General features: G+C 74.4%; 20 protein-coding genes. 11 read left to right on the top strand and 9 right to left on the bottom strand.

What is annotated here, in order from left to right; translation table 11 throughout:
- Positions 1-140 precede the first annotated feature (140 nt).
- Entirely contained in the window at positions 141-926 is a 786-nt protein-coding gene (locus ACFVUY_RS29070) for a class I SAM-dependent methyltransferase (protein WP_387734811.1), read from the bottom strand.
- Between the two features lie 197 nt (positions 927-1,123).
- Here ACFVUY_RS29070 and ACFVUY_RS29065 point away from each other — a divergent pair, with 197 nt between their 5' ends.
- The 3 genes from ACFVUY_RS29065 to ACFVUY_RS29055 all read left to right on the top strand — a co-directional run bounded on the left by ACFVUY_RS29065 (position 1,124) and on the right by ACFVUY_RS29055 (position 7,018).
- The gene (locus ACFVUY_RS29065; protein WP_387734808.1) at positions 1,124-2,935 is read left to right on the top strand and encodes an RNA ligase family protein; all 1,812 of its coding nucleotides are present in this window, start codon (positions 1,124-1,126) and stop codon (positions 2,933-2,935) included.
- The gene (locus ACFVUY_RS29060) at positions 2,935-5,910 is read left to right on the top strand and encodes an RNA repair domain-containing protein (RefSeq protein WP_387734806.1); all 2,976 of its coding nucleotides are present in this window, start codon (positions 2,935-2,937) and stop codon (positions 5,908-5,910) included. The genes ACFVUY_RS29065 and ACFVUY_RS29060 overlap by 1 nt, the downstream gene beginning before the upstream one ends.
- A gap of 217 nt (positions 5,911-6,127) precedes the next feature.
- On the top strand, positions 6,128-7,018 hold the full coding sequence (locus tag ACFVUY_RS29055; protein ID WP_387684677.1) for a transglutaminase-like domain-containing protein: 891 nt from the start codon (positions 6,128-6,130) through the stop codon (positions 7,016-7,018).
- A gap of 43 nt (positions 7,019-7,061) precedes the next feature.
- Here ACFVUY_RS29055 and ACFVUY_RS29050 read toward each other — a convergent pair whose 3' ends face one another.
- Entirely contained in the window at positions 7,062-7,568 is a 507-nt protein-coding gene (locus ACFVUY_RS29050; protein ID WP_387734804.1) for an ArsR/SmtB family transcription factor, read from the bottom strand.
- Between the two features lie 58 nt (positions 7,569-7,626).
- Between ACFVUY_RS29050 and ACFVUY_RS29045 the strand changes: the two genes are divergently transcribed.
- The 3 genes from ACFVUY_RS29045 to ACFVUY_RS29035 all read left to right on the top strand — a co-directional run bounded on the left by ACFVUY_RS29045 (position 7,627) and on the right by ACFVUY_RS29035 (position 10,610).
- On the top strand, positions 7,627-8,538 hold the full coding sequence (locus ACFVUY_RS29045) for a S41 family peptidase (protein WP_387734802.1): 912 nt from the start codon (positions 7,627-7,629) through the stop codon (positions 8,536-8,538).
- A gap of 134 nt (positions 8,539-8,672) precedes the next feature.
- Positions 8,673-9,266 (top strand): ArsR/SmtB family transcription factor, encoded by a 594-nt coding sequence (locus tag ACFVUY_RS29040; protein WP_387734800.1) that lies wholly within the window; start codon positions 8,673-8,675, stop codon positions 9,264-9,266.
- Positions 9,267-9,320: 54 nt separating this feature from the next.
- Complete coding sequence (locus tag ACFVUY_RS29035; protein ID WP_387734798.1) at positions 9,321-10,610, top strand: MFS transporter; 1,290 nt, start codon at positions 9,321-9,323, stop codon at positions 10,608-10,610.
- Between the two features lie 39 nt (positions 10,611-10,649).
- Here ACFVUY_RS29035 and ACFVUY_RS29030 read toward each other — a convergent pair whose 3' ends face one another.
- The 3 genes from ACFVUY_RS29030 to ACFVUY_RS29020 all read right to left on the bottom strand — a co-directional run bounded on the left by ACFVUY_RS29030 (position 10,650) and on the right by ACFVUY_RS29020 (position 14,338).
- Positions 10,650-11,849, bottom strand: a complete 1,200-nt coding sequence (locus ACFVUY_RS29030) for a cytochrome P450 (RefSeq protein ID WP_387734795.1) — start codon at positions 11,847-11,849, stop codon at positions 10,650-10,652.
- Between the two features lie 116 nt (positions 11,850-11,965).
- The gene (locus tag ACFVUY_RS29025) at positions 11,966-12,943 is read right to left on the bottom strand and encodes a pentalenene synthase (RefSeq protein WP_387734792.1); all 978 of its coding nucleotides are present in this window, start codon (positions 12,941-12,943) and stop codon (positions 11,966-11,968) included.
- A gap of 57 nt (positions 12,944-13,000) precedes the next feature.
- Entirely contained in the window at positions 13,001-14,338 is a 1,338-nt protein-coding gene (locus tag ACFVUY_RS29020; RefSeq protein ID WP_387734789.1) for a cytochrome P450, read from the bottom strand.
- Positions 14,339-14,632: 294 nt separating this feature from the next.
- Here ACFVUY_RS29020 and ACFVUY_RS29015 point away from each other — a divergent pair, with 294 nt between their 5' ends.
- Positions 14,633-16,054: a pyridoxal phosphate-dependent decarboxylase family protein gene (locus ACFVUY_RS29015; protein ID WP_387734786.1), complete on the top strand. Its 1,422-nt coding sequence runs from the start codon at positions 14,633-14,635 to the stop codon at positions 16,052-16,054.
- A 48-nt stretch (positions 16,055-16,102) separates the two neighbouring features.
- On the opposite strand, the gene ACFVUY_RS29010 is transcribed toward ACFVUY_RS29015, so the two are convergent.
- On the bottom strand, positions 16,103-16,606 hold the full coding sequence (locus ACFVUY_RS29010; protein ID WP_387734783.1) for a DinB family protein: 504 nt from the start codon (positions 16,604-16,606) through the stop codon (positions 16,103-16,105).
- A gap of 86 nt (positions 16,607-16,692) precedes the next feature.
- Positions 16,693-17,139, bottom strand: a complete 447-nt coding sequence (locus ACFVUY_RS29005) for a hypothetical protein (RefSeq protein ID WP_387684699.1) — start codon at positions 17,137-17,139, stop codon at positions 16,693-16,695.
- 311 nt (positions 17,140-17,450) lie between these two features.
- Here ACFVUY_RS29005 and ACFVUY_RS29000 point away from each other — a divergent pair, with 311 nt between their 5' ends.
- Positions 17,451-17,879 carry a PPOX class F420-dependent oxidoreductase gene (locus ACFVUY_RS29000; RefSeq protein WP_387734780.1) on the top strand — a complete coding sequence of 143 codons (429 nt, stop codon included), beginning with the start codon at positions 17,451-17,453 and terminating at the stop codon, positions 17,877-17,879.
- A gap of 94 nt (positions 17,880-17,973) precedes the next feature.
- Here ACFVUY_RS29000 and ACFVUY_RS28995 read toward each other — a convergent pair whose 3' ends face one another.
- On the bottom strand, positions 17,974-18,765 hold the full coding sequence (locus ACFVUY_RS28995; RefSeq protein ID WP_387734778.1) for a putative protein N(5)-glutamine methyltransferase: 792 nt from the start codon (positions 18,763-18,765) through the stop codon (positions 17,974-17,976).
- A gap of 380 nt (positions 18,766-19,145) precedes the next feature.
- Between ACFVUY_RS28995 and ACFVUY_RS28990 the strand changes: the two genes are divergently transcribed.
- The 3 genes from ACFVUY_RS28990 to ACFVUY_RS28980 all read left to right on the top strand — a co-directional run bounded on the left by ACFVUY_RS28990 (position 19,146) and on the right by ACFVUY_RS28980 (position 23,591).
- On the top strand, positions 19,146-22,178 hold the full coding sequence (locus ACFVUY_RS28990; RefSeq protein WP_387734776.1) for a hypothetical protein: 3,033 nt from the start codon (positions 19,146-19,148) through the stop codon (positions 22,176-22,178).
- Positions 22,179-22,353: 175 nt separating this feature from the next.
- Positions 22,354-22,842: a GNAT family N-acetyltransferase gene (locus ACFVUY_RS28985; RefSeq protein ID WP_387734773.1), complete on the top strand. Its 489-nt coding sequence runs from the start codon at positions 22,354-22,356 to the stop codon at positions 22,840-22,842.
- Complete coding sequence (locus ACFVUY_RS28980) at positions 22,839-23,591, top strand: hypothetical protein (protein WP_387734770.1); 753 nt, start codon at positions 22,839-22,841, stop codon at positions 23,589-23,591. Before ACFVUY_RS28985 ends, ACFVUY_RS28980 begins: the two co-directional genes overlap by 4 nt.
- A 70-nt stretch (positions 23,592-23,661) precedes the next feature.
- Here the strand turns inward: ACFVUY_RS28980 and ACFVUY_RS28975 are convergent, their stop codons facing one another.
- A complete protein-coding gene (locus tag ACFVUY_RS28975) occupies positions 23,662-24,405 on the bottom strand; it encodes a TetR family transcriptional regulator (protein WP_387734768.1) in 744 nt (247 codons plus the stop codon).
- Positions 24,406-24,451 lie beyond the last annotated feature (46 nt).

The raw sequence follows: 24,451 nt of genomic DNA, 5'->3' as shown, positions 1-24,451 counted from the left end.
ATCGGACACCGTCCCCCTCGGTCACGTGCTGCCTGGATCGGCTCTGCCCGCTCCGTGGGGCGCCAACCTCTCTGTGACGCAATCGAGTTCTGGTCACGGCCAGGCGGCCCGCACCCTCGGAGCGCCCTCGGAGGCTCGGCTCAGGCCCGGGCGGCGCGGCGGATGATGAGCATGTCCTGGGTGTGGCCGATGGCGAAGCCGCCGGTGGGGAGGGCGAAGTGGTCCTGGACGTAGGCGGCCAGGGCCGTGCGGGAGGGGCGGGGGTCGAGGGTGGCCAGGTCGGCGACGTTGACCATGAACTCGGCGACGTCCACGGCCACGGTGAGGTCGGGCGCGCGGTAGTGGAGGTCGAGGGTTTCGAGGGCGTAGCCGTGCTCGGGGTGGAGCTCGCGCAGGCGGTCGGCGAGCGGGCGGAGGTCGTAGCGGGCGCCGGTGAAGTGCGCGGCCATCCGCATGCAGGGGCTCTCCGGGTTCTGCAGCACGACCAGGAGGGTGCCGCCGGGGGCCGTCCAGTCCAGGGCGCGGTTGAGGGTGCGGAGCCAGTCCACCTCGGGCACGTAGTAGAGCACGTGGGAGAGGTGGACGAGGTCGGCCCGCTCGGGCGGGGCGGCCCGGTCGAGCGGGTCCGGGAGGACCAGGGCGTCGGGGCAGGCCTCGGCGAGCTTCTCGCGCATCGCGGCGCTGGGTTCCACCGCGATCGTGCGGTCGAAGGAGCGGCTCAGGTAGGCGGTGGTGCGGCCGTCGCCCGCGCCGAGGTCGAGCAGGACCCGGCGGTGCGGCAGGGTGGCCACGATCTCGCTCAGCCGGTCGTGGGTGATCGGCTTCTCGTCCGTTCCGGCGAGGAACAGTTCGAACGCCCGGCGGTAGTCGGCGCTCGTCACGTCCAGCACCCGGACCGGGTCCTCGTCCTTCGTCCTCGTCTCCACCGGTCGGCCTCCCCTGTTGACGTTGTGTCGGGTCGCGTCATTGGACCCCGGTGGCGCGGTCCGGTGGCGCAGGGACGTTCCTGCCCGCGTGTCGGCCAGGTCCTTCGGCACCCGGGGCCCGCCGTTTAATCGGTGGCCCGGGCTCGGCGGCGGCTCCTACAGTGTCGGCCGGATCAAGAACGCCCAGGGAGCAGGACATGCGTGTGCACTACCCCCGGACGCCGCATCTGCCCTGGTCACCGGGCGCCGCGGCGGACGACGTACGGACCGGGGACCTGTCCGCGCTGGCCGGCGCCGAGGTCGTCGTCACCGAGAAGCTCGACGGCGAGAACACCACGCTCTACCGCGACGGCCTGCACGCACGCTCGCTGGACTCCGCCCACCACCCCTCCCGCGCCTGGGTGAAGGGCCTCCAGGGCCGGATCGCCCCGCGCATCCCGGAGGGCTGGCGGATCTGCGGCGAGAACCTGTTCGCCCGGCATTCGATCCCGTACACCGATCTGGAGAGCTGGTTCTACGGCTTCTCGGTCTGGACGGGCGGCGAACGCGACGGCAGGAACGACAGCCACGACGACGGCTGGGACGGCAGTCGGGACGGCAGCCGGGACGACGGCCGCGACCACTGCCTGGACTGGGACGACACCGTCCGCTTCCTGCGCCGCCTCGGCGTCCCCACCCCGCGGGTGCTGTGGCGCGGCCGCTACGACGAACGCGCCCTGCGCGCCCTGCGGTTGGACCTCGACCGGCAGGAGGGGTACGTGGTGCGGACGGTCCGGGGCTTCTCCCGGGCCGAGTTCGGCGAGCGGGTCGCCAAGTGGGTCCGCCCGCGGCACGTGCGCACCGACACCCACTGGATGCACGCCGCCGTGGTGGAGAACGGGCTCGGCCCGGGTGCCGCGCTCTGGGCCGTGCGCTCCGGCGCGCTGCCCGAACCGACCGCCCTCGCGGCCGCCCTGGACCTTCCCGAACTCACCTGCCCACCCGAGGAGTTGGCGGACGTGTCGGCCCGGCTGGACGAACTGGGCCGGGGCGGGGACGCCCGGCTGGCCGGTGTGCTCGCCACCGCGCTGCGCACCGCCCGCCGGCAGTCGCTCGCGCCGCGGCTGGCCGGGCCGCTCGGCCTGCCGCTGGCCCGGCGGGTCGCCGACCTGGCCGGGCTGCACCCGGCCCTCCAGCAGCCGTACCCGGACGGGGAGCGCCGCGCCGGGCTGGTCCGGCTCTCGGCCGCCGCCGACCTCGGGGTGCTGCACGCCGTCGCCGCGACCGCCGCCCCCGGACGGGCGGAGCGCGAGCAGGTCGCCTGGTCGGCGCTGCACGCCGAGGACTCCGGGCTGCTCGACGGGGCGCCGCTCGCCCGGTTGCGGGCCGGGCTGCGCGAGGCGCTGGCCGGACTGGACCGCGACGCCGCCGACCGCTGCTGGGCCCAGGCCCGCGAGGCGTACGCCCTCGGCCGGATCACCACCGCCGAGGAGGCCGTGGCGGCCACCTGGCGCTGGCGCGACGGCCGCTTCCCCCGGCTGGTCCACCTGTGCGGCCCCTCCGGCAGCGGCAAGAGCAGCTTCGCCGCCGGGCTCACCGGCGTGACCGCCCGGATCTCACTGGACGACCTGCGCGCCGCCCGGGGCTCGCGCGCCGACCAGCGCGACAACGCCGAGGTACTGCGCGAGGGGCTGGCCCGGCTGGACGCCGCCCTGTGCACCCCGGGCGACGGCGAGGCGGCCACCGCGGTCTGGGACGCCACCTCGCTCAACCGCCAGCAGCGCTCCCACGTCCACGCCGTCGCCCAGCGCCGCGACGCCCTGATCACCCAGGTGGTGCTGATGGTCGGCGAGGATGAACTGGTGCGCCGCAACGCCGTCCGCCCGCACCCGGTGCCCGCCGAGGTGCTCACCGCACAGCTGCACCGCTTCGGCCCGCCCTACCCCGGCCAGGCGCACCGCACCTGGTACGTCGGCCCCGGTGGCATCGTGGAGGACACGGCGGGAACCCTCGACGAGGAGGAGGCGTGATGCGCCCCATCGAACAGATCTGCCAGCGGATCCGCTGGGACGCCCGCTTCGACCCGGCCCGGTTCACCCTGGGCGTGCGCCAGCGCGACGACCGCACCGAGCGCGTCCCGCTGGAGGCCTTCGCCGCCTCGGGCGAGATCCCCTGGCACCGGGTGCACTGGGTCGAGGCCGACGGCGTACGGGTCTGGGACCGCGCCTCGGGCGTGGACCTGCTCGACTCCACCGAGGCCGGGCACCGCACCGATCCGCCCCTGCTGCCCTCGCCCTTCTTCACCGCGACCGTCCCGCACGCCTGGCATCCGGGCGGCGGCTGGCGGCCCGCCGAGGCCGGCCCGGACACCCGGGTGGCCACCGGCGTCCCGGCGGCCACGGACGTCCCGGCGGCCACCGGCCTGCGCGTGGTCACCTGGAACACCCTGTGGGACCGCTACGACGCCGACCGGATCGCCACCGCCCGCCGCCGCCCCCTGCTGCTCGCCGCCCTGGAGGCCGCCGACGCCGACGTCATCGCCCTCCAGGAGGTCGAGCCCGCCCTGGTCGCCCTGCTGCTGGCGGCCCCCTGGATCCGCGCCGGGTACACCCTGGGCGCCGACCCGCTCGGGCCGGACGTCGGCGACCACGGCCTGCTGCTGCTCAGCCGGCTGCCGGTGGCCGCGGCCGGGCGGCACGCTCTGGGCCCGCACAAGGCCGTCGCCGCTCTCTCGGTTCGGACCGGCGGCACGCCGCTGACCGTCGCCGCCGTCCACCTCAGCAGCGACCACTCGCCGGACGGCGCCGACCGCCGCCGGGCCGAACTCTCCCGACTGGCCGAGGGGTTGGCCGGCGTCGAGGGCGAACTGCTGCTGCTCGGGGACTTCAACGACGGCCGCTCCGGCCCGGCCGGCCCCGCCGCCGCGCTCGGCCTGCGGGACGCCTGGACCCAGGTGCACGGACCGGCCGATGACACCCCCACCTTCGACCCGACGGCCAACCCGCTCGCCGCGGTCTCCTCACTGACCGGCCGCCCGGGCCGCCTGGACCGCGTCCTGCACCGCGCCGACGGCACCCGTGCCACCGCGGCCGTCCTGCTCGGCGACCGCCCGGCCGGGGACGGGCTCCTCCCCTCCGACCACTACGGCGTGGCCGTGGACCTCGCGCTCGACGGCGAGGACCCGGACAACGGCCCGCCGGACGTCCTCGACGCCGCACCCACCGCCCGCACCGCCGTCGCCTGGCTGCCGCCCGAGGAGCTGTGGCCGCCGATCCAGCGCCTGCGCGAGGCCTACGACCCGCAGCTGCGCCGCTGGCCCCCGCACGTCAACCTGCTGTTCGGCTTCGTCCCGGAGTCCGAGTTCGACCGCGCCCTGCCGCTGCTCGGTGCGGCCGCCGCCGAGACGGCACCGTTCACCGCGCGACTGGAGGGCGTGCACACCTTCGGGCACCGCGAGGACGCCACCGTCTGGCTGGACCCGGCCGCCGGCTCGCCCGCGCCCTGGGCGGCGCTGCGGCACGCGCTGGAGCGCCGCTTCCCGCGCTGCCGCGGCCGGGCGGAGGGCTTCACCCCGCACCTGACCCTCGGGCGCAGCGACGACCCGCAGCCGGTGGCCGCCGACTGCGCGGCCCGGCTCCCCGGGGCCTCCGCCCGGGTCGGCGAGCTGGTGGTGCTCTCCCGCCGGGGCGCCGAGCCGATGCGGCCGCGCGCGGTGGTCTCGCTGGGGACGGGCGAGGTGCGGCCGGTGCCCGAGCAGCCGATCGCCTCGCCGGCCCCGGAGCCACCTCAACACACCTCCACCGCCCGGGCATTGGCCCGGCGCATCGCGGCGGCCCTGCCCGAGGGTGTGGTGCACACCGTCGGCTCCCGGCGGCTCGGCTGCCAGCTGGACGGGGCCGACCTCGACCTGGTGGCGGCGCTGCCCGGCCCCGCCGATCTGCCCGCCGTCCGCGCCCGGGTGGCGGCCGCGCTGCCAGGGGCCCTCGGGCTGCGCGAGGTGCGCGGCGCCCGGGTGCCGGGGCTGCGGCTGACCGCCGACGGCCTGGCGGTGGACCTCGTGGTGGTCTTCACCGGCGCGCTCGACCCGGCCCGGGCCGTCGAGCGCCGTGCGGAGCTGGGCGAGGCCGAGGCCGTCGCACTGAGCGCGGTCACGGACGCCGAGGCGATCCTGACGGCGCTCGGCGACCGGCACGGCCGCTTCGTCCGGCTGGCCCGCCAGGTCAAGGCCTGGGCCCGGGCGCGTGGCCTGGACTCCGCGCCGTTCGGCCAACTCCCGTCGCTCGCCTGGTCGGTGCTGGCCGCCCGGACGGTCCTGGAGGCCACCGGCAGCCCCGAGGAGGAGCTCTTCCGGCGCTTCACCGAGACCTGGGCGGGCTGGGACTGGCGCCGGCCCGTCGCCCTCACCGGCGACCCGCTGCCGGCCTCCCCAGGCCCGCTCACCGTCCTCACCCCCTCCGCCCCGGTCCGCAGCTGCACCACCCAGGTCGGCGCCGACACCCGCGATCTGCTCACCGAGGAGCTCTACCGCGCCTGGGAACTGACCACCGAGGCCACCGACGCCGCCAAGACCGGGGAAGCCATCGAGGCCGGGGAAGCCACCAAGGCCCGGGAAGCCGGCGAGTCCGGGGAAGCCGGCGATCAGACCGGGACGGCCGCCGGAAACCCGTGGCCCGCCCTGCTCGCCGCTCCCCCGCTGCACCGCCGGCACGCCGCCTGGGCCGTGATCGGCACCGACGAGGAGTCACTCGGCCTCGTCCGGGGCCGCATCCGCGCCCTGCTGGCCGCCCTGGAGGACGCGGGGGCCACCCGGCTGCACGCCTGGCCCCACCCGTACCGGACGGCCGACGGCCGCGCCCACCTCCCGATCGGCCTCGGCCTCGCGCCGCTCTCCGCCGAGCGGCTCGCCCCGCTCGCCAGGGCCTGGTCCCGCACCCTGCCCGGCGTCCGGGTCGAGTACCTCGACGGCGGCGCCGCCCCCACCCCGGCCCGCCGACCGCCCGACTGAACCGCCCGACCCGCCCGACCCGCCCGACCCGCCGAAGCGTCCCGATCGACCCGACCACGCCCTCCCACCGGACGACCCCCACCCGCAGAACGACACCGATCTGCCGAACCACCCCTGCCCATCGGGCTCTTCTGGACAATCGCCCCCGAAATTTGCCACGGTGAGCACCAGCGGCCCAGCCATCGATCATGCGGCCGAAGCCCCATGGGAGCTCCCCGTGCCCTCCGCCGACTTCCCCGCGTTCTACCTCGGACAGAGCGTCTTCTCCGACCCCGGCGCCCACCTCCCCCGCTACGCCGACCTCCCCAAGGACCCCCGCCGACTCGCCCGGATCGCCCGGAACCTGATCATCCATCGCCTCGAAGGCTGGCTGTTCCACCACCCCATCCCGGCGAACCGGCTCCACCACGACGCCGAGACCCGCTACCTCGACGACATCCTGCACCTGATCACCGACCGCGACCCGGCCCCGCTCAGCCATCCCCGGGCGCCCGCCGACCGCTTCGTCGGCGTCTGCCGGGACCTGGCGCTGCTGCACTGCTCCTTCCTGCGCCACGTCGGCATCCCCGCCCGGTTGCGCTGCGGTTTCGCCGGCTACCTCGGCCCGGACGGCTTCCACTGCGACCACGTGGCCACCGAGTACTGGGACGACCGGCGGGGCTGGCTGCTCGCCGACCCGCAGCTGGCCGACCCGAAGGTCGCCGCCGCCTGGCGGGTGGACTTCGACCCGATGGACGTCCCGCGCGACCGCTTCCTGGTCGCCGGCCGGGCCTGGCGCACGATCCGCTCCGACCGGGCGGCCGCCGGTTCCTTCGGCGTCCACCCGCCCGAGGAGGGCCCGCTCAACGGCGCGTGGTTCGTCGCCCACTCCACCCGGCTCGACCTCGCGGCCCTGAACAAGGTCGAGACGCTGCTCTGGGACACCTGGGGCACCGACTCCACCAACACGCCCCACGCCCCGTACGACGAGGTGGCCCACCTGACCGTCGGTCCGGTCGACGTCCCCGCCGTCCGCCGCCTCTTCGCCGAGCACGACGCCCTGCGCACCCCGAAGACGGTCCTGTCCCTGGCACCGTTCAACGGCCCCCGCGAGGTCACCCTGCGCTGACCGCCCCCGGCCCCCTCGACCCTCCTGGCGGAGCAGGCCGCCCCTACGCCCCGACCTGCTGGTAGAGCGTCACCAGGAGGCCGTACACCGGCTCGCCCTCCGCGTCCTCCTCCGTCTCGTCGACCAGTCCGGCCAGCGCCTCGACGAGCCGCGCCGCCTTGGCCGGGCTGAGCCGGAGGTGGCGCAGTGCCAGGAGGTGGTCGACGGGCGAGCGGTCCAACTCCTGGGCGACGGCGCCGAACAGCGCGGCCGTACCCTCTACCTGCGGTTCGGCGACGAAGAAGCGATCGGCGGTCCGCCGGTAGTACTTCTCGGTGCCGCCGCGCACCCGTCGCGTTCCCGCGTCCTGGACCAGCCCCGCCTCGCCCAGCACCCTGAGGTGGTGCGAGACGCTGCCCTTGTTCACCCCGAGCTGCGCGGCGAGCCGGCTGATCGTCGACGGACGGCTGCTCAGGGCGAAGAGCAGGCGTTGGCGCAGGGGGTGGGCGAGCGCGGCGTGCTGCAGCGGCGCGCTGATCTGCTGGACGGTCTCGTCCGGTCGGCGACTCACCTGATCAAGCGTTAAGTACGGTTGACGCTTTGGCAAGTCGCTGGTCTACTGCCTCTCCATGACCTCCACCACAACGCCGTCCGCCCTGGACACCGTCGCTCTCGTCGAGTCGATAGCCGACCTGGTCCGTGAGAACTACGTCTTCCCCGACGTCGCCGGGCAGCTGGCGGACCTGCTGAGGCGCCGGAGCGCCGAGGGCGCCTACCGGACCGAATCCACCCAGGAGTTGTCCGAAGCGGTCACCGCGGACCTGCGGTCCGTCAACGGCGACCTGCACCTGGGCCTCAAGTACCACGCCGTGCCGGTGCCGCCGGAGCCGGGCGCGGCGGTACTCGCCATGGTGCGCAGGGAGTTCGACACCTTCCTGAACGGCGTTCCCCGCGTGGAACTCCTCGACCACGGCGTCGCGGTCCTGGAGATCGGACCCAAGCTGTTCCCGCTGGACTGGGCGGCACCGCCGCTGACCGCGGCACTCTCCCTGGTGGCCCCCGCCCGCGCCCTCATCCTGGACCTGCGCCGCAACACCGGTGGCGACCCGAACACGGTCGCCTTCGTCTGCGCCTACCTGCTCGACGGCCGCACCCACCTGAACACCATGTTCTCGCGGAAGGACGAGGTGGGCGCACAGTCCTGGACGCCCCCCTTCGTCCCCGGCACCCGCTTCGGCGGCAGCAAGCCCATCTACGTGCTGACCAGCGCGGACACCTTCTCCGGGGGCGAGGAACTCGCCTACGACCTGCAGCAGCTCGGGCGCGCCGAGGTCGTCGGGGAGGTCACCCGCGGCGGCGCCCACCCGCGCGAGGGCTTTACGGTGCACCCGCACCTGGAGCTCAGCGTGCCCTTCGCCCGCGCGGTCAACCCGGTCTCGGGCACCAACTGGGAGGGCGTCGGCGTCCAGCCCGACGTCCCCTGCGACGCCGATGCCGCACTCGACCACGCATTGGCCCTGGCCGCGGCGCGCCTGGCGTAGCCCTGGGCCAGTCAGAAGCCACGTAGCGAGTCCTGTGGCCGGCAAGCGTGTCCGGCCACAGGCGCCCTGACGGCCCGACATGAAGATCTAAAATTTTTATTGCGCAATTTTTCTTTCGGACTTACCGTCGACGCATGCCCGAGAAGCCCCGGCCCGACCGGATCACCGACCTGTCCCGCCTGAAGGCGTTCACCAACCCGTTGCGGATGCAGCTCTACCGGCTGCTCTACGCCTCCGGCAGCGCGACCGCCTCCCAGCTAGCGGAGCAGGTCGACCAGGCTCCGTCCCTGGTCAGCTACCACCTGCGCAAGCTCGCCGAGCAGGGCTTCGTCACCGAGGCGAGCGCCCGGAGCGCCGACGGCCGGGAGCGGTGGTGGGAGGTCGCCTCCGAGGAGGGCTGGGGCTTCCGCGAGTCCGACCTCGCCGGCACGCCCGAGGGCGCGGCCGTCGTCAACGCGGTGACCAAGGGCCTGGTCGACTCCCGCTCCGCCCAGTACCGGGCCTACCTCGACCAGAGCGCCGCCTGGGGCAAGGAGTGGACCGATGCGGCCTTCACCTCCGAGTGGCTGCTCGACCTCACCGCCGCCGAACTCTCCGAGATGGAACAGGAGTTGCAGGCCCTCGCGCGGCGCTGGCGGGAACGCGGCAAGGCCGCCGGGGCGGCCGGGGACACCGCGGGCCGCGAGCACGTGTCCGTCCACCTGTACGGGTTCCCCTTCCGTCCCTGACACCTTCCGCCCCCGACACCGGCGCCGCCGTGTCCCCGACCGCCGGAGTCCCCGATGGTCCTCGCCGAACCGCCCCTCTCCCGCCGGATCGCCGCGCCGCCCGCCCACCGCGACGGCAACGTGCTGCGCTGGCTCGCCGCCTACACCGCCTCCCTGATCGGCGACAGCGTCTACTTCGCGGCCCTCGCCTGGTCCGCCCAGCGCTCCGCCGGCCCCACCGAGATCGGCCTGGTCATGGCTGCGGGCGCCGCCCCGCGCGCCCTGCTCATGCTCGGCGGCGGCGTCCTGGCCGACCGGCTCGACCCGCGTCGGGTGGTCCTCGGCAGCGACGCCGTGCGCTGTCTGCTCATCCTCTCGGTGGCCGCCGCCATCGCCCTGACCGCGCCCGCGCTCTGGCTGCTGGTCGCGGTGGCGCTCGTCTTCGGCGCCGTGGACGCCCTGTTCGTCCCCGCCGTCGGCGCCCTCCCGCCCCGGATCACCGGCCCCGACCAGCTGGCCCGGGTCACCGGCCTGCGTTCGCTGTCGATGCGCCTCGCCCAGATCGCCGGACCGCCGCTCGGCGGCCTGGCCATGGGCCTGGGCGGCCCGGCCGCCGCCTTCGCCGCCGCCGGTCTGCTCTTCGCGCTCTCCCTGCCGCTCCTGCTCTCCGTCCGGATCAGTCCGCTCGAAGCCCCTCCGGGTGACACCCCGTCCGGGGCCGGCACACCGCCCCGGCCCGGCACCGCGCGCGCCGAACTCCTCGACGGGCTGCGCTACATCCGCCGCCACCGCCTGATCGGCCCGCTGGTCCTGGCCGGGGCGGTCTGCGAACTCGGCCTCGCCGGCACCCTCAACGTCGGCATGGTGCTGCTCAACGCCGAGCGCGGCTGGGGCCCGTCCGGCTACGGCTGGATCGTCGGCTGCTTCGGTGCCGGGGCCGCCGCGAGTGCCGCGCTGCTCGCCGTCGCCGGTCGGCTCCCCCGGGCCGGCCTGACCATGGCGGGCACCCTGCTGGCGGGCAGCGTCGGTGCGGCGGCCATGGCGCTCGTGCCGCAGCTGTGGGCCGCCGCCGTCCTCGCCGCCCTGGTCGGTCTGAGCGCGGGCGTCTTCGGGAGCCTGGACAGCACCCTCATCCAGACCTCCGCCGACCCCGCCTACCTGGGCCGGGTCACTTCCGTCACCATGCTCACGATGGTCGGTCTCGCCCCGCTCGCCTACCCGCTGGTCGGCGCCGCCGTCGGGGCCTGGGGCACCGCCCCGGTCTTCGTCGGCTGCGGGGCCCTCTCCTGCCTCGGCGCCGCCCTCGCCCTCGCCTCTCCCGCCGTCCGCCGCGCGGAGCTCCCCCGCGCGGGGCTCCCCCGCTGAAGGGCGCGGGCTGAAGGGCGCAGGCCCTGCGGGCCCCCGTCACCAGGTGACCGGGAGCTCCTCGACACCGTAGACCGTCGACCCCTCGCGGAAGCGGAGCCCGGCCTCGGGGACGGCGAGCCGCAGGGTCGGGAAGCGCCGCAGCAGGGCCGGCAGGGCCACCTTCAGTTCCAGCCGGGCCAGTTGCTGGCCGAGGCACTGGTGGGCGCCGAAGCCGAAGGACAGCTGGGCGACCGGACGGCGGCGCAGGTCGAGGTCGTCCGGCCGCTCGGGGACGAGTTCGGGGTCGCGGTTCGCGGTCAGCGGGGAGAGCAGGACGTGCTCACCCTCGGCGATCCGGTGGCCGTTGACCTCGACGTCGGCCACGGCGGTGCGCAGGAGCGGTGCGGGGATGGCGAGATGGCGCAGCAGTTCCTCCACCGCCGTGCCGATGGCCTCGGGGTCGTCACGGAGGACGGCGAGCTGGTCCGGGTGGCGGAGCAGCGCCAGCACGCTCAGGGCGAGTTGGGTCGCGGTGGTCTCGTGTCCGCCGACCAGGAGGGTGGTGCCGAAGCCGATGAGCTCCTCGTCGGTGAGCTCCGCGCCGTGCTGCCGCACCACCGCGCCCAGCAGGCCGTCCCCGGGGGCGGCCCGGTTGCGAGCCACGATGTCCGCCATGGCCTCGTTCAACTCGGCCGATGCGGCGATCAGTTGACCGGCATCGGCGGTCCCGTCCATGATCACCCGGGAGCAGCGCTGGAACATCGCCCTGGTCCCGTACGGGACGTCGAGCAGTTCGCAGATCGCCAGCGAGGGGATGGGCAGGGCGAAGGCCTCGACCAGGTCGACGACCGGGCCCTGCTCCGCCATCGCGTCGAGGTGCTCGGAGACGATCGTCTCGATCGCGGGCCGCAGCCGCTCGACCCGGCGGACGGTGAAGCTGCCGGTGAGCATCCGGCGCAGTCGGCTGTGCTCCTCGCCGCTGTAGGCGGGCAGGAAGCCCGGGTGGTTGAACAGGGTGCGCGGCAGCGACGGGTCGATGCCGTTGCCCGTCACCAGGCGATCGTCCGCGAAGGCGGCCCGGACGTCGCCGTACCCGGTGATGACGACGGCGTCGATCTCGCCGCGCACCGGGTGGGTCACGCGCAGCCGCGGCAGGCCGTCCTCCTCGCGCATCCGGCGGAGGTCCGGCGACGGGTCGAACGGGCAGGTCCGGTCCCGTTCGGAGGCGACGAAGGACGCCGAGCGGTGGTCGGGCATGGTGCGGGCTCCTCAGCTGGATCGGTCCGGGGGCGCGGTCGTGCGACGGAAGGCGGGAGACGAGAGGCGGGAGACCGGTGGCGGGAGACCGGAGGCGGGCGGCGGGAGGCGGTGGCCTACCCGTGGTACCGGGTGGAGGCGTGGTGCCAGTCGTACGCGCCACGGATGGTGGTCTGCAGCGCCTCGGTGCAGTAGCGCTGCAGCAGGTCGCGTTCGGCCGGGTCGAGGTGGCCCGTCGCCGTGCTGCCGAGCAGGGCCCGGTGGGCGCCGGTGAACAGCTCCAGGGCTTCGGCGCGGCGGCGCAGCGCCCGGTCGACCGCCTGCGGCCGGGAGAGCCCGTGGTCCCGTTCCAGGCAGAGCACCAGGTTGTTCTGCTCCCCCAGGGCCGCGTCCTTCTCCAGGGAGACGATGTCGTTGTCGCAGATGATGAAGGTCTTCGTCATCTCGCGCATGACGGACAGGTGCGGCAGCGCGTACAGGTGGTCGGGCAGCACGCAGGAGGACAGCCGCTCGGCGAGGTCGACGACCGGTGCCACCCCGATGGTGTGGCGCCGGACCCGCAGGTAGGTGCTCAGCGGCATGGGCGCGCCGGACTGCCGGCTGCGCGCCTCGTGGACGTGGTGGTCGAGGTAGGAGGACCAGTGGGCCGCCGAGCGCCGGATCCAGTCCTCGGGCATGTCCTGGCAGCTGCGTCGTCGCATGTCGGCGAAGGCGGCGGCCGGCGGCAGCGGGGAGGCCTGGCCGGTGACGCCCTCCTTGACGAGTCCGACGAGGTGGCGGACCCGCTCGGGCGAGCCGCCCCACTGTTCGTCGAGCGCGTCGTCGAACAGGAAGTACCAGCTCTGCTGGTCGACGCCGATGTCCAGTTCGCTCCCGGTCGCGTTCGGATAGAACATGGCCGCGATCAGCGGGAACTGGCCCTTGAGGTGGTGGGCCCGCTCCGCTTCCGTGGACAGGAAGCCGAAGGAGCGCGGCCAGGCGAGGTGGCGGTCGTGGGCGGCCCGGAAGTCCGGGCTGATCCGGCGGGGGAAGGGGAGTTGGTCGAGGGCCGGGGCCTCCGGGTCCGGGGAGAGGATCTCTGCCGTGGTTGTCATGGTGTGGCGCACCTCCGGGGACGGGGCCGGTTCAGGGCCGTACGGGACGGGGCCGGTTCAGTCGGCCGGCCAGGGTGAGACGCGCATGGGCAGCGCGTTGGGCCGGATCAGCGCGTGGACCACCGGCCGGACCCGGTGCCGCTCGACCGGGCGCGGCCGCCACCGGGAGACGATCGAGCGCAGGACGACCAGCATCTCGGTCATCGCGAAGTGGTCCCCGATGCACTTCCGGTTGCCGAGGGCGAACGGGACGTAGGCGCCCGGCGGCAGGTCCTTCTCGGGGCGGTCGAGCCACCGGTCCGGGTGGAACCGCAGCGGGTCCGGGTAGTGGGCCGGGTCCCGGTGCATCGTCAGCGCGCTGTAGATCAGCTCGGCCCCCTGCGGGAGGTCGACCCCGCAGACCCGGACCGGTTCCAGGGCACGCCGCATCAGCAGCCAGCTGGGCTGGTGCAGCCGGAGCACCTCGCGGAGGAACCGCTCGGTGAACGGGAGCGTCGCCGCACCGGGCAGGGCGCCGGCGGGCAGGGCTTCGCACTCGGCCCTGATCCGCTCGGTGAGCTCCGGGCGCCGTCCGATCTCGTGGAGCGCCCAGGCCAGGGTGGTGGACGTGGTCTCGGCGCCGGCCATGAGCAGGGACAGCAGCTCGTCGCGGGCCTCCACGTCGGTCATTCCCTGCGGGTTTCCCGGGGTGCCGGCGAACATGATCGAGAGCAGGTCGCCGCCGTCGGCCGGGTCCTGGCGGGCCTGCCGGACGGCGGTGTCCGCGAGTTCGCGCAGCGCCGCCGCCGCGGCCAGGTACCTGCGGTGCCCCAGCAGGCGTGAGGACGCGATCGGAGCGGGCAGGACGGTGCCCACGAAGACCCCGCGCATCACCGTGGTCAACTGCTCGGCGACGCGTTCCCCGAGCTCGGCCACGGCCGCGGCGCCGTCCGGGCGTTCGGTGCTGAACAGGGTCGACACGAGCATGACGGTCATCATCCGGCGCAGCACCAGGTCCATGGCGATCACCTGGCCCGGGCGCCAGGACGACACCTGCTCCTCGGCGATGTCGGTCATCGTGCCGACGCTCGCGGCGATGCTGTCCCGGTGGAAGGCCGGCTGGAGCGCGCGCCGTTGGCGGAGGTGGAAATCCCGCTCGGAGGTGATGATGCCGTTCCCGATGAATGGCCGCGCGACGTCGAACAGCAGTCCTTTGCCGAACTTCCTGCTCTGCTTCAGGAGAACGTCGTGGACGGCCTCCGGTGAGTTCAGGACGAACACCGGACGATTCCCGAGGAATATCCTGACGATGTCGCCCCGGGACCTGACCGACTGCAGGAACTCCACCCGCTGGACGGCCAGCCGCGGCAGGTGGCCGAGCAGTGGGAAGCGCCCCGGCGCCACGGGGGCCGTCACGGGAGCGATGGTGGAACGCACAGCCCTGCACCTCCCTGAAGTCTCGGATCGAAAATCCGTCCGACATTGGAACGTTCACTCGCTCGCGGTGCACGGTGATCATCGTCCGCGGGATCGGGGGAGGTCAAGGGACCGGCCGAAAATGCACCGCCGGAGTGATTTTGAGCCGAACGGCGCGAATTCCCCCACCTCTCCGTGTGTTTCAGGCCACCCGTCCCGGATTGGACCGGGACGCCGTCCGCGCCCCGCCGTTAGCCTCGGGCGCACCGCCCAGTCGATCAACGGAGAATCGTCATGCACCCCGAACTCGCCGCCGATCTGAGCCGGTTGCCGGAACTCCTGGAGGAGACCCGGCAGCGTGCGCTCGCCTTCCTGGAGACCCTCGACGAACGGCCCGCGAGCGGACGGGCCGGCGCCGAGCAGGGCGGTGCGGAACAGGCCCGCACGGAGCCCGCCGGCGCGCCGCTCGCCGAGGAGGGCAGCGGATTGCGGGCCGCCCTGGCGGAGTTCGCGGAGCGCTGGGAGCCGCGGCTGTCGGCGAGTGCCGGACCGCGCTACTTCGGGTTCGTGACCGGCGGGGCGACGCCGGCGGCGCTCGCAGGCGACTGGCTGACCTCGGCCGTGGACCAGAACTCCAACTCCTCGCTGGATCCAGCCGGTCAGCAGCTGGAGCGGGAGACCGTCGGGTGGCTGCGCGAACTGTTCGGGCTCTCGGCGGCGCACCGCGGCACCTTCGTGAGCGGCGCGACGATGTCGAACACGGTGGGGCTGGCGGTCGCCCGCGAGTGGCTGGGCGAGCGGCTCGGCGTGGACGTCGCCGAGGACGGGGTCGGCGCGCTGGGCCCGGTCCGGGTGCTGTCGGGCAGTGCGCACTCCAGCGTCGCCAAGGCGCTGTCGGTGCTGGGCCTGGGCCGGACGGCGCTGCGGACGGTGCCCGTCCTGCCGGGCCGGGAGGCCGTGGACGTGGACGCGCTGGAGCGGGCGCTGACCGAAGCTCAGGGGCCGTGCGTCGTGGTGGCCAACGCCGGGACGGTCAACACCGTCGACTTCGACGACCTGCGCGCGATCGCCGCGCTGCGCGAGCGGTACGGGTTCTGGCTGCACGTGGACGCCGCGTTCGGCGCCTTCGCCGCGCTGTCGCCGGAGCACGCGGAGCTGGTGGCGGGGCTGGACCTCGCCGACTCGGTCTGCGTCGACCTGCACAAGTGGCTCAACGTGCCCTACGACAGCGCCGTGCAGTTCACCCGCCGGCCGGACCTCCAGGCCCGGGTCTTCCAGAACGCCGCCGCCTACCTCGGTCCGCTGAGCGAGCACCCGGACCTGGTCCACCTCACGCCGGAGAACTCCCACCGGCTTCGCGCCCTCGCCGCCTGGTTCACCCTGCGGGCGTACGGCCGCTCCGGGCACCGGGAGATCGTGGAGCGCTGCATCGCCGGTGCCCGGGCGCTCGGCACGGAGGTGGCCCGGATCGAGGGTCTGGAGCTGCTCGCCCCGGTGCGGCTGAACGTCGTCTGCTTCTCGCTGACGGCCGACCCGACCCCGGAGCGGCTGGCCGCACTCGCCGACGGGCTGGCCGGCGAGGCCTTCCTCACCCCCACCCGTTACGCGGGTCGGCCCGCCCTGCGCGCCGCGTTCAGCAACTGGCGCACCACCGAGGCGGATGTCCGGCGGACAGCGCGGGCGCTGGCCCGGGCCGTCCGCGAGCTGACGGCCTGAACGCGCGCGCGGCGGACCGCGCCGGGACGGGCCGGGCGGAGTCCGGGGTCAGCTCCGGTCGTGGTCGCCCGTCCCCCCGTCGATCAGCTCGCGCAGGATGTCCATGTGCCCGGTGTGCCGGGCCGTCTCCGTGGTCATGTGGATCAGCACCCAGCGCAGCGAGACGGAGTTCCCCCACCAGGAGGTGCCGAGGTCGTCCAGTGCCAGCGCCCGGATCGTCTCGTCGGCGCCGGCCCGGGCCCGCGCGTAGAAGGCCAGGACGTCCGCCGTCGACTCGTGCGGCTCCACCCGCATGTCGGAGGAGTCGTCGGCGTCGATGTCGAACGGCAGCGGTCCGGTCTCCCGGCCGAACGTCTGCCGGAACCAGCCGAGTTCGGCGCCGCCGAGGTGCTTCACCAGCCCCAGCAGATTGGTCCCGGAGGGCGTCATCGGACGGCGCAGCTGCTCGTCGTCCAGCCCCTCCAGCTTCCACAGCACCACATCGCGGTGCCGGTCCAGCGCCGCGTGAAGGCTTTCCTTCTCCCCGCCCGTGAAGGGCACACGATTGCTCATGTCCGGGACCGTAGCAGCCGGCACCGACAGTCCGGCCCTGCGGCCGCGGCCCCCGGCTGTCCGGGATCACCCCCGGCCGTCCGGGATCACGGGTGCGCCCCGTCCCCGTACACGCCGCCCGCCCGGTCGGTCAGGCCCGCCATGATCTCCGCGTGGGCGAGGTTCATGAAGTGCAGCGGCCGCCAGCGGGAGCGGTGGTCGGGGTGGTCGCGGAACCGGTCGGCCGTCTCGCACAGCCGCTCCCACCAGATCATGGCGTCCTGGCGCATCCGCTGCGTCCAGCCGGGCTCGTCGTTGCGGCCCTCCAGGACCACCTCCTCCCAGGCCACCAGGACGTCCGAGAGGAAGACGCAGTCGGCGGCGGTGACCTCCGCCAGCCGCTCGGCGGCGAACCGGGCACTGGTGCCCTCGGGTTGGGCCCGGACCAGCTCGCGCATGCGGGCGGCCAGGAAGGCCTGCAGCGGGGTGACGTCGTCGGTGTGGAGGTCGTCGGAGAACTCCAGCAGTTCCACCGGCTTGCGTTCGCGTGCCATCGTGCGGTGTCCCCTCGACTCGGACGGTGCACGCCCGCTGACGGACCATCACCGTTTTCGCGACCGACCATAGCGGCTCACGCCGGACATCACGGCGGATTCCCGAACCTTCCGCACCGGTCCGCCGGTCCGTGCCATCATGCGCGGCCTCCCGCCCCACCTGCCCGGCGGGCCTCGCCCGGCACGCCCGACGCACCGCACCCCGCCCGCCCGCCCGCCCGGCGCACCGCACCCCACCCACCCGGCGGACCTCGCCCAACACGCGCGGCGGACCTTGCCCTCACACCGGTGTGAAGGCCGATGATGCTGCCATGACCGCCACTGCTTTCGACCCGTACGCCCTGCTCGCGCAGAGCCGCCTCGGCGTCCTCGCCACCATCAAGGCGGACGGCCGCCCGCAGCTCTCCCCCGTCATGCCGTTCTACGACCGGGACGCGAACGCCATCCTGATCTCCACCCGGGACGGGCTGGCCAAGACGGCCAACCTGCGCCGGGACCCGCGGGCCAGTCTGGAGGTGACCGGGCCGGACGGCCGCTCCTGGGTCACCGCCGAGGGCGTGGCCGCCCTGACCGGACCGGGCACCGACCCCGAGGGGCCGGAGGTCGAGGCGCTGGTGGACTACTACCGCCGCGCCGCCGGGGAGCACCCGGACTGGGCGGAGTACCGCGAGACGATGGTCTCCGACCGCCGGGTGCTCCTCACCATCCCGGTCGACCACGTGTACGGCACCCGCATCTGACCGGCTCCGGCCCGGCCGCCGTCACGGGGGAACGGCGGCCGGGCCGGGCCCCGGCTCGGGGCCGCGGGAGAACTCCCCTCGGCAGCCGGGCGGTTCAGCGCAGTGTCGCGGTGACCACCGTGGCGTCCAGGTCCTCCTCCCGGCTCTCCGCCGCCGCCAGCCCGGCCGTCCGGGTCACCGCGAGGGCCGTCGGCGCCTGCCGCTCGCTGGTCTCGAACAGCAGCGACCCGCCGGGCGCCAGCCACCGCGGCGCCTCGGCGAGCACCCGCCGCAGCACGTCCAGTCCGTCCGCCCCGCCGTCCAGCGCGGGCCGGGCCTCGTGCAGCCGCGCCTCGGGCGGCAGCAGGCCGAGGTCGCCGGTCGGGACGTAGGGGACGTTGGCGATCAGCACGTCCACCCGGCCGGCCAGCTCCGGGGGCACGGCGGCGAACAGGTCGCCCTCGAAAACCCCCGCCGCGGCGCCGGCCAGGTTGCGGCGGGCGCAGCGGACCGCGCCCGGATCGATGTCGGCCGCGTACAGCTCGACCGGGTGCGCGGCCGCGGCGGCCACCGCGGCGCCCAGCGCGCCGCTGCCGCAGCACAGGTCGAGCACCACCGCGCCCGGGGCGGTCAACGCGGTGGCGGTGGAGACCAGGAACTCGCTGCGGCGGCGCGGGACGAAGACGCCGGGGTCGACGGCGATCCGCAGCCCGGCGAACTCGGCCCAGCCGACGACGTGTTCGAGCGGCCGCCCGTCGGCGCGGGAGCGGACCATGGCGGCCAGGTCGGCGGGCGAGGCGGCGGCGGAGAGCAGGATCCGCGCCTCGTCCTCGGCGAACACGCAACCGGCGGCGCGCAGCCGGGAGACCACGGAGGAACGGAGGGAGGCGGAGGAGAAAACCGGCAAGAGAACCCCTTTGGGGGAGGACGGGAGGACTGACGACTCCGTCAGGGCTCCCGCGAGGGCCGACACCTCGTCGGCGCGCCGGCCGCGCTATGCGCGCGGGGCGCCGACGCGGCCGCGCTCCGGGAGCACCCGCTCGGACATTCCGGTAATGGGTCTCACCTCCCTGAGTCACGGTCATACTCGGCGTCGGCCACCCTACCGCACCGCCGGGCGAGGATGATCGGAATGATTCCGAAGGCCCCTGCTACACCTCCGGCAATCCCCTCGACAGTCCACCGGTCGCCGACGCTCCCATGACCCCTCGCTCATCCGAGCGATTCAATAGGTCCACTGACAGTACTCGGCGATAACGGACCGTAGCGGCCGCGCATAGTAACGCCATGACGAGACAATCCTGCGGACCGTCACGGCTTCGCGCCCGAACGGCCCGCCTCATCAGCGCCGCGGCCACCCTCGGTCTGCTCGGCGCCGGCCTCACCGCCCCGCTCGCCCAGGCCGTCGCCCCCGCCCACCCCGCCGCGCCGCTGCCGGAGCGGGTCCGGGCCGTGGGCACGCCCCTGCTCCAGGAGGCCTTCACCGGAGCCACCGCCGACCCGCGCTTCATCGCCGTCGGCTCCGCCTGCCTCACCGGCGCGGCCCCCGCGACGCCCGGGCCGGGCGACCACCCGCTCGGCGGCTGCCCCACCGCCGAGACCGGCCCGGTGCCGCCGCTCAACTCCGCACCGCTCGGCTACCTGCGGATCACCGACGCCGGCAACGACCAGAGCGGCGCGGTGCTCTTCGACCAGGCCCTGCCGGCCGGCAACGGCCTGGACGTGACCTTCGACCAGTGGCAGTACGGCAGCACCACGCCGAACACCCCGGCCGACGGCATCTCCTTCTTCCTCGTGAACGGGGACGTCTCGCTCACCCACCCCGGCGCCTTCGGCGGCAGCCTCGGCTACGCGCAGAAGCTGCCCGACGACAACCCGAACCTCACCTTCCTGCCCGGCGTCGACCGCGGCTACCTCGGCGTCGGTCTCGACGTGCTCGGCAACTACTTCGGCGACTGGGAGCAGCGCGGCAACGGCTGCGCCCAGCGCTCCCCCGCCGGCACGAGCTTCCGCATCCCCGCGCCCGGCGCCAACATGGTGACCGTCCGCGGCCCCGGCGACGGCACCACCGGCTACTGCTTCCTGACGGCGACGACCAGCAACTTCACCACCAACGGCCCCTGGCCCTCCACCCTGCCCGGCACGCTCCAGGGCCCGCTCACCACCCTGCCGCCCGGAGTCACCCCGGACCAGGCGCAGACCCTGCTGGAGCCCTCGCGCCGCCGGGTCAACGTGCACCTGACCCCGGCGCCCTCCCCGGTGCTCACGGTCTCCGTCGACTTCAACGACGGCACCGGATCGCACCAGGTGCTGCAGACCCCCGCACCCCAGCCGGTGCCCTCGACCTACAAGTTCGGCTTCGCCGGGTCCACCGGCCTGTTCACCGACGTGCACCTGATCCGCAACGTCGTGATCAGCACCGACCAGCCGCTGCCCGAACTGAACCTGGTCAAGCAGGCGCACGAGCCGCTGCCCGGGCTGATCACCGTGGGCACGCCGATCCCGTACGACTTCGTGGTCACCAACTCCGGGAACGTGCCGATCACCAACCTGGCCGTCAACGACCCGAAGGTCGGACCGGTCAGCTGCCCGGCGGGCACCCTGGCCCCCCGTGAGACCGTGACGTGTACGGCAACGTACCTGGTCACCGCCGCCGACGCCGCCCAGGGCCACGTCGCCAACACGGCCCAGGCCACCGGGACCACCGACGGGGGCCCGGTCACCTCGCCACCGGCCTCGGAGAACGTGCCGGTGGTCGCGCCACCGGGGATCACCCTCGTCAAGCACGTCGACGCCGCCGAGCCCTTCCACGTCGGCGACACCGTCCCGTACACCTACGTGGTCACCAACACCGGCGGGAGCGAGGTGACCAACCTCGCGCTGACGGACGACAAGGTCACGGGGATCACCTGCGACTCCACCACCCTCGCTCCGGCCGGCAGCCCCGGGGACAGCACCCAGTGCCACGGCAGCTACGTCGTGACCGCCACCGACGCGCAGGCCGGGCAGGTCACCAACCACGCCCACGCCACCGGGACGTCGAACAGCCGGCCGGTCACCTCGCCGGAGGCCGATGCCACCGTCACGGTGGTCGGCCCGTCCTCGATCGGTCTGGCCAAGCAGGCGGACACCGCCGGCCCCGTCCACGTCGGGGACACCGTGCACTACACCTACACGGTCACCAACACCGGGACGACCACGCTGAACAACCTCCTCGTCGTCGACGACCACGCCCCGCAGGTGACCTGCGACCGGACGACCCTGAACGCCGGAGCGAGCACCCCCTGCCACGGCACCTACACCGTGACCGAGGCCGACCTGCGACTCGGCCACGTCACCAACACCGCCCAGGCGGAGGCCACCGGCCCGCAGGGGCAGACCGTGGTGAGTCCCATCGCCCAGGTGACGCTGCAGGTCGTCGGCGTCGCCAGGCTCGACCTGCGGAAGCAGGCCGACAGCGCCGGGCCGTTCCACGTCGGCGACACCGTGCCGTACACCTACACGGTCACCAACACCGGGAACACCACACTGAACAACCTGACCGTCAGCGACGACCACGTCCAGGCGGTGACCTGCGACCGGACCGGCCTGGACGCCGGCGAGAGCACCACCTGCCACGGCAGCTACACCGTGACGGCGGCCGACGCCCAGGCCGGGCACGTCACCAACACCGCCCACGCCAACGGCACCGACCCGCAGGGACAGAACGTCCAGAGCCCGACGGACCAGGCCACCGTCCAGGTGGTCACCGCCGGAGAGTCCGCACTGTCCATCACCAAGCACTCCGACGCCGACGGGACCGTACACCCGGGTGACACCATCACCTACCTGTACGCGGTGACCAACACCGGGTCGACCACGCTCACCGACGTCACCGTCAGCGACGACCGCGTCCAGGGGGTGACCTGCGAGCAGACCACCCTCGCCCCGTGGGAGAGCACCCTGTGCCACGGCACCTACACCGTGACCGAGGAGGACGCGCGGGCGGGCAGCATCACCAACACCGCCCACGCCACCGCCCGCGACCCGGAGGGAGGGATCGTGCAGAGCCCGCCGGCCGAGCTCTGCATCGCCGTCGCGCCCTGCCCGCCGAAGGGCCACGAGCACAAGGGCGGCGGAAGCCACGGCTGCCCGAACCGCCCGGGCCACCACCCGGCGCCGCCGCAGAGCGACGGCGGCTCCGGCGGGCTGCCGGACACCGGCGCGCCGACGGCCTCCGTCATGAGCGCGGGCCTGGGCGGAGCCGGGCTGCTGAGCCTCGGCGGCCTGCTGTACTTCTGGGCCCGCCACCACACAGCCGCCCACCACTCCGCGGTGTGACGGACACCTGCGATCCGCCGAACGACGGCGGTCGGGCCGCCCCCGGTGCCTTCGGGTGCCGGGGGCGGCCCGCTGTCCGGTCGGCGCCGTGGCCGCTCCGAAACCCCTTGGACGGCACGGGGACCGGCTTGCTGAAATGGGAGACGGCCACTGCGGGAGTCGAAGGGACGCGGCGATGACCGGGATCAGGCTGCACCTGTCGGTGCGCGGCCTCACCGACGCGGACCTGCCGTCCTGCGGCTGGGCCGGCTCACCCAAGCACGTGCGCGAGCTCGTCCACCAGATCCGCCGCGCCGAGGCGGGCGAGATCGACTACCTGGCGGTGTGCACACCGGTCGGGGTCCCGGTCGCGGTCGGCGGCATCGACTACACCGTCGAGCCCGGTGCCGGCACGCTCTGGCAACTCGGCGTCCACCCGGCCCTGCGGTCCTGCGGAATCGGCACACTGCTGATCCGCTCCGCCGAGCAGCGGATCCGCGCCCGGGGCCTGACCCGCGCCGAACTCGGCGTCGAGGAGAGCAACCCGCGCGCCCGCGCCCTCTACGAACGCCTGGGCTACCGGGCCTACGGCCGGAAGCTCGACTCCTGGGACGTGGAGGCCGAGGACGGCTCGCTCCAGCGGTACCGGACGATGTGCGCGCTGATGCGCAAGGACCTGGCGTGACACCGGACTTCGCGGCGTTCGTCGCCGATGCGACGGCCGACCCGGCCGTCGTCGGGCTCGTCCTCAAGGGCTCCCGGGCCCACGACGGCATGACCACTCGTCATTCCGACCACGACCTCTACGTCATCCTCGCCGACGACTCGGCGAGCGAGCTGGCCGCGCTGGACGGCTACCGCTCCGCCCGGCTCGACCTGGTCGTCACCACCCTCGAACGGTTCCGCCGGCCCGCCGACTGGGAGCGGTACGCCATCGCCCGTTCCCGGGTACTGGTCGACCGCCGCGACGGGGAGATCGTACGGATCGTCGCCGCGATGGGACGGCTCGGCGCCGAGGAGGCCTTCCGGTCCGGCGCCGCCCTGCTGGACGCCTACGCCAACTCGCTCTACCGCTCGGTCAAGAACCACCGCGACGGCAACCCGCTCGCCGGCCACCTCGACGCGGCCTCCGGTGTCGGATTCCTGCTCGACCTGCTCTTCACCCTGGACCGCCGACCGCGCCCCTACAACAAGTACCTGGCCTGGGAGCTGGACCGGTTCCCGCTGGCCGGCTGGGACAGCGCCGCGCTGCTGGACACCGTCGCCCGGATCACCGCGACCGGCGAAGTGGCGCCGCAACAGCGGCTCTTCGCCCGGGTCGAGGCGGCGGCCCGGTCCGCCGGCCACGCGGCGGTGCTGGATGCCTGGGGCGAGGACCTGCTCCTGATGCGGCCCCGCCCGGACACCCCGGCCCACCGGTCCTTGCGACCCTGACCGACAGTCTCATCGGGCGAAACGGCTCGGAACGTCCCTCGGACGGCCCGGTCTCGGACGGGCCCGGGTCTCAGCCGGGCCGCGGGGCGGACGGCCTGGTGCGGTAGCCGCCGGCCGCGCCCGGGGGCACCAGACAGGGCAACAGCCAGTCCCAGAGGGCGCCGACCCTGCGGGCGCGCTCCTCGGCGGGGCAACCGTCCGCGAACACCACCTCCAGACCGCAGGCGGCGGTCACCACCAGGGTCTCCGGGCCGAGGCCGCCCGGGCGGTCGCGCAGCTCGCCCGCGCGACGGGCAGCGGCCAGCAGGTCGCGCACCACCCCGGCCCAGACGCTGTGGAAGCCGCGGATGTCGGCGAAGGCCGGCTGCCTGGAATCGGCCGGGGCGGGCGTGGCCGTGGTGGGCGCCGCTGCGGGTGCCCCGGCCGCGGTGGGCCCCGCCGTGGTGGGCCCCGCCGTGGTGGGCGCGGTCTGCCAGCCGGCGTCCTCGCGGCCGAGGCGGAAGGCCGCCCGGATCACCGGGTCCGCCCCGAGGGCGTCGACCAGCCAGTACCCCGCGTCGATCAACCCCTGGATGGGGGAGGAAGCCGCACGCAGCTCCGCACACGCCGACCGCAGCGAGCGCTCGGCCTGCCCGGACACCGCTCCGGCCAGCTCCTCCTTGGAGGCGAAGTGGAAGTACAGCGCCCCCTTCGTCACCCCGGCGGCCGCGGCGATCTCGCCGAGGGTGGCACCGGCGTAGCCGCGGCGGTCGAACAGTACCGCCCCCGCCTCCACCAGCCGCCCGCGCGTCCGTTCCGACCTCTCCTGGACCACCCGTCCCACAACCCCTCACAACGACAAGCAGGTTCCGACCGGACCG

Source organism: Kitasatospora sp. NPDC058063 (assembly GCF_042885395.1).
GTDB classification, from domain to species: Bacteria; Actinomycetota; Actinomycetes; order Streptomycetales; family Streptomycetaceae; genus Kitasatospora; species Kitasatospora lactacystinica.
The sequence above is the reverse complement of the archived record's forward strand: the minus strand, read 5'-3'. Positions and strand labels throughout refer to the sequence as shown.

Excerpts from the sequence above, each read along its gene's own strand:
- ACFVUY_RS29065 (WP_387734808.1), top strand. The coding sequence starts at position 1,124 with ATGCGTGTGCACTACCCCCGGACGCCGCATCTGCCCTGGTCACCGGGC.
- ACFVUY_RS29060 (WP_387734806.1), top strand. The coding sequence starts at position 2,935 with ATGCGCCCCATCGAACAGATCTGCCAGCGGATCCGCTGGGACGCCCGC.
- ACFVUY_RS29045 (WP_387734802.1), top strand. The coding sequence starts at position 7,627 with ATGACCTCCACCACAACGCCGTCCGCCCTGGACACCGTCGCTCTCGTC.
- ACFVUY_RS29040 (WP_387734800.1), top strand. The coding sequence starts at position 8,673 with ATGCCCGAGAAGCCCCGGCCCGACCGGATCACCGACCTGTCCCGCCTG.
- ACFVUY_RS29035 (WP_387734798.1), top strand. The coding sequence starts at position 9,321 with ATGGTCCTCGCCGAACCGCCCCTCTCCCGCCGGATCGCCGCGCCGCCC.
- ACFVUY_RS29030 (WP_387734795.1), bottom strand. The coding sequence starts at position 11,849 with ATGCCCGACCACCGCTCGGCGTCCTTCGTCGCCTCCGAACGGGACCGG.
- ACFVUY_RS29025 (WP_387734792.1), bottom strand. The coding sequence starts at position 12,943 with ATGACAACCACGGCAGAGATCCTCTCCCCGGACCCGGAGGCCCCGGCC.
- ACFVUY_RS29015 (WP_387734786.1), top strand. The coding sequence starts at position 14,633 with ATGCACCCCGAACTCGCCGCCGATCTGAGCCGGTTGCCGGAACTCCTG.
- ACFVUY_RS29010 (WP_387734783.1), bottom strand. The coding sequence starts at position 16,606 with ATGAGCAATCGTGTGCCCTTCACGGGCGGGGAGAAGGAAAGCCTTCAC.
- ACFVUY_RS29005 (WP_387684699.1), bottom strand. The coding sequence starts at position 17,139 with ATGGCACGCGAACGCAAGCCGGTGGAACTGCTGGAGTTCTCCGACGAC.
- ACFVUY_RS29000 (WP_387734780.1), top strand. The coding sequence starts at position 17,451 with ATGACCGCCACTGCTTTCGACCCGTACGCCCTGCTCGCGCAGAGCCGC.
- ACFVUY_RS28990 (WP_387734776.1), top strand. The coding sequence starts at position 19,146 with ATGACGAGACAATCCTGCGGACCGTCACGGCTTCGCGCCCGAACGGCC.
- ACFVUY_RS28985 (WP_387734773.1), top strand. The coding sequence starts at position 22,354 with ATGACCGGGATCAGGCTGCACCTGTCGGTGCGCGGCCTCACCGACGCG.